Raw genomic sequence first — 13,805 nt, 5'->3', positions numbered from 1 at the left:
ATCCAGCTGGGGGTGAGGATAATGGAGGAGATTAAAAAGTGGACGGTCTACATGATCTTCTTGGTGGCGGGTTTCGCCACCGGAGTAGGAACCCTGGGCCTCTTCCCGCAGTTCTGGCTTGAGTACGGTCTCACGGGGCTGATAGTGCACGTGCTGTTCCTGGCGCTGTTTGCGTACGTGGCCATACTGGAGACGGAGACGGTGATGAAATCGGGGTATTACTTCGTTGAGCTCTACCACAAGCTCATCCAGAGGAGGGCGATGATAGTCGCCATACTTACCATCGTGATCCTCTTCCTGTCCTATTACACCGCCAACACGATGCTCAGCCTGTTGGCCCCCTTCGTCGGAACCGGAACCGTGGGCAGGTTAATCGCGAAGTTGCTGATGTTTGCACTGATATTCCTGGTTCTCACACGCGCCAAGGAGAAGTCCTTCGCCATAATGGCCGTTGGCTCTCTGTTCCTCGTCGTTGCCGTTATAGTGACGGCAATAGCCTTCAAGATCCAGATCCCCGAGAACGCCACGTTCCTTGGAATGGCCAAACACATGCTCGTCGCAAGGACTTCTCCGAGCCTGGACATGATCAGGGACGCCGCGCTGAGGGCAGGATACGGGGTTGGCCTTGGGTTCGCCTTCTACCTGATGATAGGGAGCTTCCTCAACGAGAGGTTCAACCCAAGGCTGATAGTCGGGACGGGGATACTTCTACAGTTCATCGTCGGGCTTCTCTCGACCCTCATACTTGTTTACGCCGTGGCTCCCTCAACCCCCGATAGGCTTCTGGAGTACGTCTACGGCGGGGATGAAGGGGCTATCGCGTTCATGGGGGCGTTGCCCACCATCCTCAAAGACTATCCGGTTTTGCTCATCCTGATAGCGACGTCCATATTCTTTGCGGGACTCACCAGTCTCCTCCCCGCTTCGGAGGTGGGACTCCAGATAATCCAGTCAATGCTCAAAACGGGGAGGAACAGGGCGGCAACATACCTTATAGGAACCGCGCTCGCCATTGGAATCCTTGATTCCCCGCCCTCAATAGCGGATATGGCCCTCAAGGCGGTAACTGTTTCAATATTCTTCACGTCATTGTACGAGCTCTGGCCGGTTCTGGCCTCGAGGGAGAGAACCCCGATGGCAATGGGTGCAGGAGTACTCGCGGCCCTGCTATTCGTGCTGGGCGGCCTCTACGCCCTGATAACGACCTTCAAGGCAGGCGGAATTTACATAGCCTCTGCGTTGCTCGCAATAATCATCGTTGGCTTTGGCCTCGTTGGGGATGCCCTGCTCCCCGCACGGCCGGAGGAAGCCTGACCTCTTTCACTATTTCTTTTTTCTTGCCGTCTCTTGATTTTATGGGACTTTTAAGGGTTAAACGAAAAGAATAGAATTGGAATTGGTAGCTCAAACGATCCTCACCTGTGGGCGAACACCGCCACGACCTTCTCCCCAACTTCGTCTATCCTGACGAAGCCGAAGCGCTCGAACTGAACCACGTCGTCGACCCTCACTTCTGCGTCGCTCTCCAGAAGCCCCCTCCTTATTACCAGCTCATCCCCCTCGGGAACGAGGACCTCGCAGGGTTTTCCTTCGGTGACCCAGTGGACCATCCTCCAGCGGTTCTCCCGGGCCACCTCGTAATCGACGCTATGGAACCTTGCCTTTATTCCCCCTTCACCCGCCTCGATTACCTCGACGTTGAACAGGTCCTTCAGGCGGACGAAGGAGCCCGGCTTGAACAGTTCCATATCGTCCCTGGAGACATAGATCGGTTTCCCTGGCTCAAATTTAAGCTTCCTGACGCCCCTCTCCGGGTGGTCCGGATGGAGCGGTACCTCCGCGATGAACTCCCCATCGTAGCCCTCCACGTACATGGGCACAGGGTCCGCCACGAAGAAGTACCTGTTGGCTATGGGTTCGATGATGCGCCTGTTTATCGCCGCGAGGTTGTCCCAGCTCACGGTGGTGTCGCTCCTCTTGAGGCCGACCCCTACGATGAGCTCCCTTATCGCCTCGGGCCTTATGCCGCGCCTCCTCAGCGCGCGGATGGTTCCCAGCCTCGGGTCGTCCCAGCCGAGGTACTTGCCCTCCTGAATACCCTTCCTCGTCTTGGACTTGCTGAGCACCACGCCCTCTATGCTGAGCCTCCCGTGGTGAACCGTGACGGGGTATTCCCAGCCGAGGTAGTCGTAGACGTAGCGCTGTCTCGTTTCGTTCTCGGCGTGCTCCTGGCCGCGGAAGATGTGGGTGACGCCGAGCTCGTGGTCGTCTATCGCGGAGGCGAAGTTGTAGAGCGGCCAGACGCGGTATCTGTTGCCCGTCCTCGGGTGGTTGGGGTCGTCGATTATTCTTAAAGCGGGCCAGTCCCGGACGGCGGGATTCGGGTGCTTCAGGTCGGTCTTTATCCTGACGACGGCCTCTCCCTCCCTGTACTCCCCGTTTAGCATTTTCCTCCAGCGCTCGAGCTGAACCTCAACGGGCTCGTCCCTGTGGGGGCAGGCGATGCCCCTGTCGCGAAACTCCCTGAACTCCTCGGGCTTGCAGGTGCAGACGTAGGCCTTTCCGGCCTTTATTAGCTCCTCCGCGTATCTGTAGTACAGCTCCAGTCTATCGCTGGCGATGTGCACCTCGTCTATCCTGAAGCCGAGCCATTTTAGGTCCTCGATTATCCAGTCGTAGAACACCGGTTCCGGCCTCTTGACCTTCGGATCAGTGTCATCGAAGCGGAGTATGAACTTTCCGCCGTAGAGCCTCGCGTATTCGTGGCTCAGGATGGCGGCCCTCGCGTTGCCCAGGTGGAAGGCACCGTCGGGATTGGGGGCGAAACGGGTAACGACCTTTCCCTTCTCGGCTTTGGGAAGGGGCGGAAGGCCTTTTTTCTCCCCTTTCCTGGTCTTCTTCTCCTCGAAAAACTCAGGGTAAACCTCCCTCAGCCTGGCCTCCTGCTCCTCGAGGTTCATGCCGTTGACCCGCTCAACGATTTCGTTCACGAGGGGAATTATCTCCTTCGCCTTTGGTCTGAGCCCGGGGTTTTCGCCCAGAACCTTCCCGATAACCGCCTTGGGATTGGCTTTACCGCCGTGGGCGTAAGCGTTCATGAGCGCGTACTTCAGTACGAGTTCCTCCACGTTCATTCTCCCCACCGGGGAGGGAAGGGCGGAAGTGGTTATAAAGTTAGTCCCAAGCCTTGTTAAGAATGGAGAAAAGGTGCGGAGTTACTCCGCGAAGGTGACTATCTTGAGGTTTATCGGCCTCCTGACGACGTTGTACTTCCTTGCGCCAACGAGGTACTTAACACCGCTCTCGCTGACGGTGTCTATGAGGCGCTGGGTTATAACGCCGTTGAACACGACGGCGTGGACGTCCTTGCGCTCCCTGAGCCTGTTGGTGAGCTCCCTGACGGGTATCTCAGCGATGACCCTTCTGTCCTTATCGAGGAGGAGCGCCGTTGACTCGTTGGAGGTCTTGACCCTCTCTATGAACTCTTCGAACCCGTGGAACTCACCCGATTTTGACCCTCCTATTGGCTTGATGATACGCTCCTCACTTTGGAGTTCAGATTGCGGCTTCCTTTCCTTTGCCTTTACCGCGTGTTGAACCTGAGTGGAGGCAGGCGCGTGCGATTTGACCTCAGCGTGCTCTTCCTTTTTCTTTTCCCTCTCCTTCTCCCGGATGACATCGTAGAAGTTCCTTCCCTTGTAGAATATCTCGGTTATGACCTGCTCCGCCGGAACCTTGCTCCTGAGGGACTTCACTATCTCCTTCTTTGTGAGTTCCTCGACCTCTTTGCCCTCCGGGGCCCGGGCAACGTAGTCAACGTCCGCAACCTGAAGGAGCTCCTTGAGGATGAGCTCCCCGCCGCGGTCGCCGTCGGTGAAGGCGGTGACTATCCTCTCCTTGCTGAGCTTTATTATGGTCTCGGGAACGGAGGTTCCCTCGACGGCTATGGCGTTCTTTATGCCGTGCTTGAGCAGGTTGAGGACGTCGGCCCTCCCCTCGACGACGATTATTGAGTCGGAGAACGGCACGTGTGGGCCGGCCGGGAGCTTCTCGGGGCCGTACTCTATCAGCTCCTTCGCCCTGACCGCCTTCTTGACCTCCTCCGTAAGCTCCTGCGTCTCGGGTATCTCCTGCTCCATGAGCCCCTCGAGTATCTCCTTGGCCCTCTCTATGATGTACTTCCTCTTGGTGGCGCGGACGTCCTCGATGCGGAGAACCTTTATACTGGCCTCGGCGGGCCCAACGCGGTCGATTGTCTCGAGGGCCGCCGCGAGTATGGCCGTCTCGACCCTGTCGAGGCTCGATGGAACGGTTATCGTTCCGTAGGTCTTTCCGGCCTTGGTGTGAACCTCAACCCTTATCCTCCCGATCCTTCCGGTCTTTTGAAGTTCCCTCAAATCGAGATCATCACCGAGAAGGCCTTCGGTCTGGCCGAAGATTGCACCGACGACGTCTGGCCTTTCAACGATTCCGTTCGCTTCAAACTCCGCGTAGATTACGTATTTGGTGGTTCCAAACTCATCTTTGGCTGACATACCATCACCCTCTTTCCGTTTTTCAAACTTCCCCTTTTCGGCCAAAATATGATGCAACACTGTCTTCTTCCTCTTCATCGAATCCCCTCCAAGTGGGGGCCAGAAACGGAGACGACCTTAAGGTAAAGACCGTAGAGTTCTTCAATCCCCTTAATGTCCTTCTTCGCTATCCTCTTGAGCTCCCTGCGCGTCTCTGAATCAACCCTGCAGGGATAACCCTCCAGATAACGGAGGAGCTTTCCCGCGAGTTCCTCGCCCTTTCTGTCGAAGTCGGTAAGTATCATGACCTCTTTATGGGATGACGCGATGAGCGCAACTTCCGTTAACGGGAGGCGTGAGAGCCTTATTATCTCCGCTCTGACCCCCAGATTCCTCAGAGCCACCTCGTCTCGCGGGCCCTCCACAATGAGGGCTCCCTCAAACTCTCGCAGTTTATCTATAAGCTCCAGGAATCTTTTATAGTTTTCGGCGTACATATCGCCGTCATTTAGGTAACCAAAGCGGGGGGTTATAAGTTTATTGGACCATTTTTGACGGGTTCCTGCCTATATCAGCACACGCTGCGAACCGGTACCGTGTGACTCATCGGCTCCTCGTAGAACTCCTCGATGAGTCTCTGGAGCTTCCTCGAGAGTTCGATCTGGTTGCCCCAGGAGCCCTCTATTTTACCCTTCGCCGCCATCCTCCCCAGAAAGCGCTTCATCTCATCACTAAGGGGACTCGGTTTGCAACGCGCCCATGGCGTTCCTGGAAGGGGCATGAAGTAGTGCGCCCGAACCCTTCCGCCCTTTGATATCACCCACTTCATAAGCTCGATGCTCTTCTCCTGACTCTCCTCCGTTTCGTTTGGCAGACCGACGATGAAGTCCACCACGGGCTCGAAGCCGTACTCGAGCATGTACTCAATCGCCCGCTGGACGTGTTCAACCCTGTGGATCCTGTGCATGGCCTTCAACATGGCGTCGTCCCCGCTCTGCGCCCCGATGGCCAGTCTCCTGTTGTCCGCGTAGTCCACGAGGAGTTCAAGCGTCTCCGGGAGGACGAACTCCGGTCGAACTTCGCTCGGGAACGTGCCGTAGAAGAGCCTTCTACCTTCCTTCCTCAGTGGCTGGAGGGCCTTGAGGAGGGCCTCAAGCTTGTCGAGCCTCAGAATAGCCCCGGGACTCCCGTAGGCGAAGGCGTTTGGGGTTATGTAGCGCATGTCCCGCATCCTGCGCGAGTACCTGACTATCTGGTCTATCGGCCTGTGCCTCATCCTGAAGCCCTTGATGTAGGGGGTCTGGCAGTAGTAGCAGCCGAAGGGACACCCGCGGCTTATCTCTATCGGGGAGATGAGACGAACGCTCTCGGGGTATGGGGGAAAGCGCCAGAAGTCCTCAACCCTGGCGAAGCCCGTGAAGACGAAGTCGCCGTTGAGGTGGAAGGCCAGCCCCCTGATGTTGAGGAGTTCCTTCGTGATCCGATAACGGGCCTTCTTGAGCGTGGTCAAGAGGCGGTAGAGGACCTCCTCTCCCTCCCCGATAACGGCTATATCAAAACCGAGCCGGTTGAGGGTATGTTTGGGCATCGCTATTGCGTGGTAGCCTCCGGCAATGAGAAGAGCCCCCCTCTCCTTCAGCAGTTTCACCTCCTCCGTCAGGGGGCCCCATACCTCCTCCGTGAGGAAGGAGTAGAGGACGACCTTTGGTTTCGCCTGGAGTATCTCCCGAAAATCCCTGGTTATCAGAAGTTCGCTCAGGTCGAAGCCCTGACTCTCGAGGGCACCGAGTAGATGAACGAAGGCGTTGTGGTTACGCTTTGTCATCCTGACTGCTATCTCGGGCATGTACCGGCGTTAGAAGAGATCGCTTAAAAATCTGATGATACAAAAATCAAGAAGAGAAGGGCGTTCACTCTTTGATGGCGAGCTTGATGTCCTCGGCTTTAACGGTCTTTCTGCCGGCGTGCATGGCGTAGTCCTTGGCCCTGCGGCTGAGCTCGATGGCGTACTCCTCAAGGTACTCGGCGAGAACCTTGGCGGCCTCCTCACTGACCCTCTCGGCGCCAGCCTTCCTTATAAGCCTGTCAATCGGGGCAATCGGCAACTCAGCCATTCACAACACCTCCAGGAAGGGTTTTTCGGTATTTTTTAGGGAATTGGAGGTATATAAACCTTTCGGTAAATGGGGCCATTTGCGTCGATTAGACGGCCCGTTCGCCCTTGAGTTCCATCGACTTATTGAGAAACCTATTTTCGTCGGCATTCGAGAGGATAGATAAAGGATTAACGGTCAGACATGGTAAGGGGGGCCGTACCCGGGTGGTGCCTCCTATTCAAAATAGGCCCGCAATATAAATTGCAACTTGGTCATGAACCCGCGATGGGCCTCAAGCTACATTACCCTGCCGTGATACGCCTTGAAAAAGATAAAAGGGTTTGGGGAATGGTTATTTTCTCTTCCTCTTCGAGAGTGCAAGATGCTGGCTTCCCTGATATGTCCCCTGGTAGGGGTTCCTGGGGGGCCCCTCCAGCCGAACGAAGGCCATCTGCACGAAGCGCTCCCTGTAGGCGAGCTCGATGGGTTTATCAGATGCGTTGTAGATGGCGAGGGTGAGGTTACCGTCCCAGCCTGGGTCAACCCAAGCGAACGAGCCTATTAACCCCTCCCTGGCGAGACTGCTCCTGAGCTTCATGTCACCCATTACATCCACGGGGAGTTTAACCCGCTCGAGGGTCAGAACGAGGGCGTACGTTTTCGGCGGGAGCGATATTCCTCCGGCGGTTTCAACGTCGATCAGTTCTCCGTTTATGTAGGCTTCCCTCCCAACGCGCAGGTCGTATCCCGCGGGCTGAAGGGACTCCTCGTTAAAAGGCTCGATTAGAATCTCCTCCCTGATCTTCCAGTCCGGCAGCATCATCTAAATCACCGCAAGCTTTATTTTACCCCAGCTTAAAACACTTCCGAGGGCCCGTGGCCTAGGGGATATGGCGCCGGCCTTCGGAGCCGGTAGTCGCGGGTTCGAATCCCGCCGGGCCCGCCATAACGAAAGACAAGGGGGCTCCGCCCCCTTATCTCTCTGTACTCTCAAACCCCCGAAGGGCGCCAGAACAAAAGTGAAACCAGTTTAATAGCAGGTCTTAACGTTAATCCTCCTTTCATTCCCTAACTTTAGAACGCACACCATCACGCTCCAACTTTTTAAAAGAAGGGATATTTTTCACCAGCCTTTTGGGAAAGGCCGTTGGTCAAGCTTTTTCTAAAAATCCCTAAAGGGTGAGAGCCCGGGGGCGGGATAAGGTTTATAAGACTCCCCCGTAACCAACCCTGAGGCGAGACCGGTGGGACGGGAGATAACCGAGGAAAAGCTCCAGAAGTACTTTAAAATCACCGCCGAAGCGCTGGAGACCCTTGAGATAGCCGTCCACGAGAAGAGCCTTCTGAGGGGCGTTGCGGACGATTTCCTGACCATGGCGAGGAGCTATTTTGAGGACGCGAGGTACTACTACGAGAGGGGTGATTACGTCACCGCCTTCGCCGCGCTCAACTACGCCCACGGTTTTATAGATGCTGGCGTAAGGCTGGGGGTTTTCAGGGGAGAGGACGACAGGCTGTTCGCCTTCGGTTGAGGTGGGAGCTATGGGAGACTACGTGGTCGTTTTGGAGGCACCGATTATCGTGAGGGACGTCGAGACGAGCGAGGACGCGATAAACGTCGCCGTGAGCAAGGTCGCCAAGGCCCTCAACAAGGAGAAGCTCGACTTCGTGAGGGTCGAGATAGGCTACTCCCAGTGCCCCGTCTGCGGGGCCCACTTCGAGAGCGCCTTCGTGGTGGGTTCCGTAGGCCTGGTCGGGATGTACCTGACGATAAAGGTCTACAACGCCCAGACCGTCGAGCACGCCGAAAGGATAGCCAAGGCCGTCATCGGAAAGGCCCTCAAGAAGGTTCCCCTCAAGGTCTATGAGATAAGGGAGCTCACCGAGGAGGAAGATGGGAACGGGGTTGAGCTGGACTGAGCTTTTCCGCGTTTATTCAGGGGGAATGCCCGAGATAGACCCAGAGTGAGCCGAGACTTCCAAGTAGGTAGTGTAAAGCCCCTGCAGCGAGGATAACAAGGAAGAGGACGCCGAGACCGATGGACAAGGTGTATCCCATGGCCACGACCGTCAGGATCTCAACGACCGATAGTCCAAGCCCCAGAGAGAGATAACCCCCGGGATTGCCTCTGGCCACCCGCCATATCTCCCCGATGGGGAATACCCTCCTCGCGAAGTAGTATGCGGGAATCACGAGAGTAAAGGCGGGAGAAACTATGAATCCCGCTACAAGTACTCCGACGGGGCCAAAAAGTGCTATCGGCACCGCGAATACTGTCAGAAGAACAAACATCGCGGCGAAGACCAGCGCCTCCGATGCCACCAGAGCGGGAAGCGAGTGGAGACCCGCGAGAAGTGGCCCGAGAAGTCCCCCCTCATACCCACTGCTCACTTTAACGGTCAGGTCTATCAGAGAATAGCCAAACCAGAGGGAGAGGAGGAAAACGAGAATCGCGAAGACTTTCAACCCCGGCAAATCCCTCCGGAGCTCTCTCTTTGCCTCCAGGTACTTCCCATAGGTGTCCGCGTAGACGAGGAGTTCGCCCGTGCTAACGGTCTCCTCATCCGGTCGGTAGTACTTATCATTGCACTTCATCCCCTGTGAGCTGAAGAAGTCCGGGTCCGTCTCGAGGACCCTGTGGCAGACAATCGCGTTATGCTCCTTTATCATATCGTCCCTGAGCTCTTTAACCCTGGAGTAATCGTGGAAAAAGTTCGTCATGAACGGGAACGGCAGGACGTAGGTAACCAGCAGTGCCAGAAGAAGCAGGGAGATGAATTTCTGATTTCTTAGTGTATCTACCAGGTTCACCTCAACAGTATCCATAATCACACCCATGGTAGTATCAGTGTGGAGCTTTTAAGGGTTTCTCACTCTCGACAAAACTTTTAAGCACCCACCAATCAACCAACCCCATAACCGGTGGAGGTTTTGCCATGACAAAGTTCATCTTCGTCACGGGTGGTGTCGTTAGCGGTCTCGGAAAGGGTATAACGAGCGCTTCCCTCGGGATGCTCCTGAAGGCCCGCGGTTTCAGAACCACGAACATCAAAATCGACCCCTACCTCAACTACGACGCGGGGACGATGAACCCCTACCAGCACGGTGAGGTCTTCGTCCTCGACGACGGCGGGGAGGTTGACCTCGACCTCGGCAACTACGAGCGCTTTCTCGATACCAGCTTAACCTTCGACCACAACATAACTACCGGTAAGGTTTACTCCGCCGTCATAGAGAAGGAGAGAAGAGGCGACTACCTCGGGGCGACCGTCCAGGTCATACCCCACGTTACCAACGAGATAAAGGAGCGCATAAGGGGAATAGCGAGGGAACACGACGTCGTCGTGGTGGAGATAGGGGGAACCGTCGGCGATATCGAGAGCATGCCCTTCCTCGAGGCCGCCCGCCAGATGCAGCTCGAGGAGGGCAGGGACAACGTCGCCTTCGTCCACGTAACATACGTACCGAAGCTCAGGGTCGTGGGCGAGCAGAAGACTAAGCCGACCCAGCACAGCGTTAAGGAGCTCCGCTCCCTCGGAATTCAGCCCGACGCGATAGTGGCCCGTTCAGAAGAGCCTCTCGAGGAGGGTGCGAGGAGAAAGATAAGCCTCTTCACCAACGTCCCGCCCGAGGCCGTCATAAGCGCGTACGACGTCGAAGATACTTACGAGGTTCCGCTCATGCTCGAGAGGGAGGGTCTCGCAGATTACCTGACGAAAAGGCTCGGCCTTCCGGGGAGGGAGCCGGGGCTCGACGAGTGGCGGAAGATGGTGGAGACCTACAAATCGCTCGAGGAAACGGTTGAGATCGCCATCGTGGGCAAGTACGTGAAACTCGCCGATTCCTACCTGAGCATAAGGGAGGCCCTCAAACACTCCAGCGTTGCCAACGGCGTGAAGGTGAGGCTACGCTGGATAGAGGCCGAGGAGCTGGAGAAAAAGGGAACGAAGCCCCTTGAAGGGGTGGACGGCATAATAGTCCCCGGCGGTTTCGGGGCGCGCGGAACCGAGGGCAAGATGATGGCGGTCAGGTACGCGAGGGAGAACGACGTTCCTTTCCTGGGGATATGCTTCGGGTTTCAGCTTACCGTCGTCGAGTTCGCGCGCAACGTCCTCGGGCTGAGCAAGGCCCACTCAACGGAGATAGACCCCGAGACGCCCCATCCAGTCGTTGACCTAATGCCCGAGCAGAAGAACCTCGATAAGCTCGGGGGGACGATGCGCCTTGGCGCCTACCCCGTTAGGATAAGGCCCGGAACCCTCGCGATGAAACTCTACGGAAGGGAGCTAATCTACGAGCGCCACAGGCATCGCTGGGAGGTTAACCCGGAGTACATCGGAGAGTTCGAGAACGCCGGTCTCGTCTTCAGCGGCGTGGCGGGGGACGACGGGAGGAGGATGGAGATACTCGAACTCCCTGAGAAGAGGTACTTCATAGCGACCCAGTTCCACCCGGAGTTCAAGTCCAGGCCGATGAACCCGGCCCCCGTCTTCAGGGGGCTCGTAAAGGCAGCGAAGGAGAAAAAGTACGGGGATTAAAGCTCTATCCCCAGTTCTTTTAGCTCTTCGTCCGCTTTTTTCAGTTCCTCCATTCTCCCCAGTTCCCTGTAAAACGCCACCCCACCGGCCCAGATGAAGAGGTACATCAGGGCGTCGAAGGGCGCCTGAAGGAGGGCCGAGGCGTAGAGTGCCACGTTCCCCGGGAAGATCGTCTGGGCCACGAAGGCTACCGGGCCGACCACGATGGCTATCGCCATGACCCCGATTCCGAGCAGAAACCCGAAGCCGGCCGTGGAGAGGAAGTTGTTGAAGGCCAGTCCGAAGGCCTCGAACGCGGCCCCCACCTTTCCCCTGTCCACGTAGAGGGGAACCGCGAGGGAGGAGAGGCCGGTGGTGAAGAACACCACAACGAGCATCAGGGGCAGGCCGAGGAAGATGAGGACCGCCCCCGTGGGCATTAGGAAGGCTCCTATAACCATCGGGATGGCCGCGATGCCCACGAAGGCCAGCATCACAAGGCCGTAGACGAGGTTTATCAGGATGACGGCGGGCGAGTGCTTCACACCCTCCACCAAAAGGTCGCCGAGGGAGTACCCCTCACCGCCAAGTCCCAGCAGGATCCCCTTCGTGACCCCGTACTCGAAGACGGCCCCGAGGATGAGGGCGATGACGAAGTAAACCGCAAGTCCCTCCAGAAGCTCCACGAAGTCCTTCATCTCCTCTCCGCCGAGGGAAGTCCCGTACTCCTCGATTATGACGCTCCCGTTCCGGGTCGAGCTCACGTTGTGCCCCTGGGTTACGCTACCGCTTAAATCGCTGGGAATCAGGTAAGCCCCGATGGGGGCCAGAACGAGGCTCATGATGAGAGCCAGGAGGTAGAGCCTCTTGTTTTCAATAACAATCGAGAACGTCCTCGTGAACGCGTCTATCGCTCCCATGCCACCACCTGATAGAGTAATGAGGGCGTGGATTTAAAAATCCTTCCAGAAAAGCTTATAAACGAACCCCCCAAAGTGGCGATAGGTTGAGCATTGAGCTTATGAGGTGAGACGAATGGCTATCTGGCAGGGAAGGTCACTCAAGAAGCCTTCAGGTGGAAGGATCATCCTCGCAAGGAAGAAGAGGAAGAGGGAGCTCGGAAGGGAACCGGCCTTCACGAGGGTCGGTGAGGAGAAGGAAAAGAAGAAGATCATAAGAACCTACGGCGGGAACAGAAAGGTCAGGCTCATCGAGGCCATCTACGCCAACGTCTTCGAGAACGGCAAGGGCAGGAAGGTCAAGGTACTCGGTGTCGTTGAGAACCCGGCCAACAGGCAGTACGTCAGGAGGGACATCATCACCAAGGGCGCCATAATCGAGACCGAGGCGGGTAGGGCGATAGTCACCTCGAGGCCCGGCCAGGACGGCGTCGTCAACGCGGTTCTCATAAAGGAGGAGAACGCCTGAACCTCTTCTCCTTTTGGACTCATCTTTAAACGCGGTTTCTTAAAATTTTGGGCATAACATCCGGTCCGCTTCTTGTGAACGGTCCCGTCTTCCGAGAGAGACTCCAGAAAAGAGAGGGTATGGAGCCTGAGCGGGGACGATGTGGGGCCTCAGAGCTCGAGCTCCTCCCTGTACTTCCTGAGCTCGTCCTCCATCAGTTGCCTCGCCCGCTCCTCGACCATCGGCCTTACCAGCTCTATTACCCTCCTCCTGAGTTCGTCGAGTCCATCTCCGTTCAGCGCAGACACCCTCAGGGGCTCGAGACCCTTCTCCCTGATGAACTCCTCCAGGGCCTTGATCTTCTCCTCGTCCGCTACGTCCACCTTGTTGAGGACGACGAGGAAGGGGAACCCGCCGAACTCACGGTGGATCTCCTCGAAGAGGTGCCTCTGTTCTTCTATCGGGTAGCCGCAGTACTCGCTCGGATCGAAGACGTAGACGATGACCTTCCCGAGGTGCTTCAAAGCTAAAATCGCCTGCCTCTCGACCTCGTTCCTCTCGCTCAGCGGCCTGTCGAGCAGACCGGGGGTGTCTATGACCTGATACCTGAGGTAGTGCTCCTCGAACTGGCCGACGTTTATTCCCCTCGTGGTGAAGGGATAGCTCGCCACCTCCGGCTTTGCGTTGGTCAGGGCGCGTAAGAGCGTGCTCTTGCCCACGTTGGGGTGACCGGCTATAACCACCGTCGGGAGCTCGAGGTCGACGACGGGCAGGTCCTTCAGGACGTTCCTCGCCCTGTTGAGGTACTCGAGGTCGTCCGATATGTCGTGGAGAACGTCCGCGACGCGGCCGTAGAAGGCCCTCCTCAGCCTCGCCATCTCCTCCGGATCGCGGGAGTAGCGTATCTTCTCCACGTGCCTCTGCTCCAGCTTCCTTATCGTCTTCACCGCCCAGTTTACCCTCCCAAGGGAGCGGTGGAACTGGTCCCTATCGACGAGCGTATCGACCAGCTCGCGGTAAAAGGCCGGCAGCTCTGAGACCCCCGGCGTCCTGTCGAGGAGCTTCCTGAGGTTGTCCCTCACAACGTTTGAGACCGTCCTTACGCGGAGTTCCTCCCTCTCCCTCGCCTTGGCCCTCGGACCGCCTTTTGGCGTTGCGGCCGAGGCGGCCTTCTCGGCCCTCCTGAAGGCCTTGTCGATGAGCTCGTCAGCGGTAAGCACGGTCGGCATCTTCTCGAAGGGGTTCTTCATCTCTCTCACCTCTCGTTTTC

General features: G+C 57.0%; 14 protein-coding genes and 1 tRNA gene. 6 read left to right on the top strand and 9 right to left on the bottom strand.

Annotated features, from left to right (window positions below):
• Positions 1-21 precede the first annotated feature (21 nt).
• Positions 22-1,314 carry a sodium-dependent transporter gene (locus A3L02_RS09755; protein ID WP_088863730.1) on the top strand — a complete coding sequence of 431 codons (1,293 nt, stop codon included), beginning with the start codon at positions 22-24 and terminating at the stop codon, positions 1,312-1,314.
• Between the two features lie 101 nt (positions 1,315-1,415).
• On the opposite strand, the gene A3L02_RS09750 is transcribed toward A3L02_RS09755, so the two are convergent.
• The 6 genes from A3L02_RS09750 to dcd form a co-directional block, all read right to left on the bottom strand.
• Positions 1,416-3,134: a glutamate--tRNA ligase gene (locus A3L02_RS09750; protein ID WP_088863729.1), complete on the bottom strand. Its 1,719-nt coding sequence runs from the start codon at positions 3,132-3,134 to the stop codon at positions 1,416-1,418.
• Positions 3,135-3,215: 81 nt separating this feature from the next.
• On the bottom strand, positions 3,216-4,613 hold the full coding sequence (dnaG, locus tag A3L02_RS09745) for a DNA primase DnaG (RefSeq protein ID WP_088863728.1): 1,398 nt from the start codon (positions 4,611-4,613) through the stop codon (positions 3,216-3,218).
• Positions 4,610-5,011 carry a toprim domain-containing protein gene (locus tag A3L02_RS09740; protein ID WP_088863727.1) on the bottom strand — a complete coding sequence of 134 codons (402 nt, stop codon included), beginning with the start codon at positions 5,009-5,011 and terminating at the stop codon, positions 4,610-4,612. The genes dnaG and A3L02_RS09740 overlap by 4 nt, the downstream gene beginning before the upstream one ends.
• 74 nt (positions 5,012-5,085) lie before the next feature.
• On the bottom strand, positions 5,086-6,360 hold the full coding sequence (locus A3L02_RS09735; protein ID WP_088863726.1) for a TIGR04013 family B12-binding domain/radical SAM domain-containing protein: 1,275 nt from the start codon (positions 6,358-6,360) through the stop codon (positions 5,086-5,088).
• 64 nt (positions 6,361-6,424) lie between these two features.
• On the bottom strand, positions 6,425-6,628 hold the full coding sequence (hpkA, locus tag A3L02_RS09730; RefSeq protein WP_088863725.1) for an archaeal histone HpkA: 204 nt from the start codon (positions 6,626-6,628) through the stop codon (positions 6,425-6,427).
• Between the two features lie 334 nt (positions 6,629-6,962).
• The gene (gene dcd, locus A3L02_RS09725; RefSeq protein ID WP_088863724.1) at positions 6,963-7,433 is read right to left on the bottom strand and encodes a dCTP deaminase; all 471 of its coding nucleotides are present in this window, start codon (positions 7,431-7,433) and stop codon (positions 6,963-6,965) included.
• Between the two features lie 47 nt (positions 7,434-7,480).
• Between dcd and A3L02_RS09720 the strand changes: the two genes are divergently transcribed.
• The 3 genes from A3L02_RS09720 to A3L02_RS09710 all read left to right on the top strand — a co-directional run bounded on the left by A3L02_RS09720 (position 7,481) and on the right by A3L02_RS09710 (position 8,530).
• Positions 7,481-7,556: transfer RNA gene (locus tag A3L02_RS09720), tRNA-Arg, on the top strand.
• 298 nt (positions 7,557-7,854) lie between these two features.
• Entirely contained in the window at positions 7,855-8,142 is a 288-nt protein-coding gene (locus A3L02_RS09715; RefSeq protein WP_088863723.1) for a DUF357 domain-containing protein, read from the top strand.
• Between the two features lie 10 nt (positions 8,143-8,152).
• Entirely contained in the window at positions 8,153-8,530 is a 378-nt protein-coding gene (locus A3L02_RS09710) for a DUF555 domain-containing protein (protein WP_088863722.1), read from the top strand.
• 16 nt (positions 8,531-8,546) lie between these two features.
• Here A3L02_RS09710 and A3L02_RS09705 read toward each other — a convergent pair whose 3' ends face one another.
• Complete coding sequence (locus tag A3L02_RS09705; RefSeq protein WP_204247195.1) at positions 8,547-9,443, bottom strand: hypothetical protein; 897 nt, start codon at positions 9,441-9,443, stop codon at positions 8,547-8,549.
• 104 nt (positions 9,444-9,547) lie between these two features.
• On the opposite strand from A3L02_RS09705, the gene pyrG reads away from it, so the two are divergent.
• On the top strand, positions 9,548-11,149 hold the full coding sequence (pyrG, locus tag A3L02_RS09700) for a glutamine hydrolyzing CTP synthase (RefSeq protein ID WP_088863720.1): 1,602 nt from the start codon (positions 9,548-9,550) through the stop codon (positions 11,147-11,149).
• Here the strand turns inward: pyrG and A3L02_RS09695 are convergent.
• On the bottom strand, positions 11,146-12,048 hold the full coding sequence (locus tag A3L02_RS09695; protein WP_088863719.1) for a hypothetical protein: 903 nt from the start codon (positions 12,046-12,048) through the stop codon (positions 11,146-11,148). The genes pyrG and A3L02_RS09695 overlap by 4 nt on opposite strands.
• 115 nt (positions 12,049-12,163) lie before the next feature.
• Between A3L02_RS09695 and A3L02_RS09690 the strand changes: the two genes are divergently transcribed.
• A complete protein-coding gene (locus A3L02_RS09690) occupies positions 12,164-12,556 on the top strand; it encodes a 30S ribosomal protein S8e (RefSeq protein WP_088863718.1) in 393 nt (130 codons plus the stop codon).
• Positions 12,557-12,705: 149 nt separating this feature from the next.
• Here A3L02_RS09690 and A3L02_RS09685 read toward each other — a convergent pair whose 3' ends face one another.
• A complete protein-coding gene (locus A3L02_RS09685; RefSeq protein WP_088863717.1) occupies positions 12,706-13,785 on the bottom strand; it encodes an NOG1 family protein in 1,080 nt (359 codons plus the stop codon).
• Positions 13,786-13,805: the final 20 nt, after the last annotated feature.

This window comes from Thermococcus celer Vu 13 = JCM 8558, assembly GCF_002214365.1.
Classification (GTDB): domain Archaea; phylum Methanobacteriota_B; class Thermococci; order Thermococcales; family Thermococcaceae; genus Thermococcus; species Thermococcus celer.
This window is presented reverse-complemented; position numbering and strand designations above follow the sequence as displayed.

Coding starts and splice junctions, on each gene's coding strand:
- A3L02_RS09755 (WP_088863730.1), top strand. CDS start 22: ATGGAGGAGATTAAAAAGTGGACGGTCTACATGATCTTCTTGGTGGCG.
- A3L02_RS09750 (WP_088863729.1), bottom strand. CDS start 3,134: ATGAACGTGGAGGAACTCGTACTGAAGTACGCGCTCATGAACGCTTAC.
- dnaG (WP_088863728.1), bottom strand. CDS start 4,613: ATGAAGAGGAAGAAGACAGTGTTGCATCATATTTTGGCCGAAAAGGGG.
- A3L02_RS09740 (WP_088863727.1), bottom strand. CDS start 5,011: ATGTACGCCGAAAACTATAAAAGATTCCTGGAGCTTATAGATAAACTG.
- A3L02_RS09735 (WP_088863726.1), bottom strand. CDS start 6,360: ATGCCCGAGATAGCAGTCAGGATGACAAAGCGTAACCACAACGCCTTC.
- hpkA (WP_088863725.1), bottom strand. CDS start 6,628: ATGGCTGAGTTGCCGATTGCCCCGATTGACAGGCTTATAAGGAAGGCT.
- dcd (WP_088863724.1), bottom strand. CDS start 7,433: ATGATGCTGCCGGACTGGAAGATCAGGGAGGAGATTCTAATCGAGCCT.
- A3L02_RS09710 (WP_088863722.1), top strand. CDS start 8,153: ATGGGAGACTACGTGGTCGTTTTGGAGGCACCGATTATCGTGAGGGAC.
- pyrG (WP_088863720.1), top strand. CDS start 9,548: ATGACAAAGTTCATCTTCGTCACGGGTGGTGTCGTTAGCGGTCTCGGA.
- A3L02_RS09695 (WP_088863719.1), bottom strand. CDS start 12,048: ATGGGAGCGATAGACGCGTTCACGAGGACGTTCTCGATTGTTATTGAA.
- A3L02_RS09690 (WP_088863718.1), top strand. CDS start 12,164: ATGGCTATCTGGCAGGGAAGGTCACTCAAGAAGCCTTCAGGTGGAAGG.
- A3L02_RS09685 (WP_088863717.1), bottom strand. CDS start 13,785: ATGAAGAACCCCTTCGAGAAGATGCCGACCGTGCTTACCGCTGACGAG.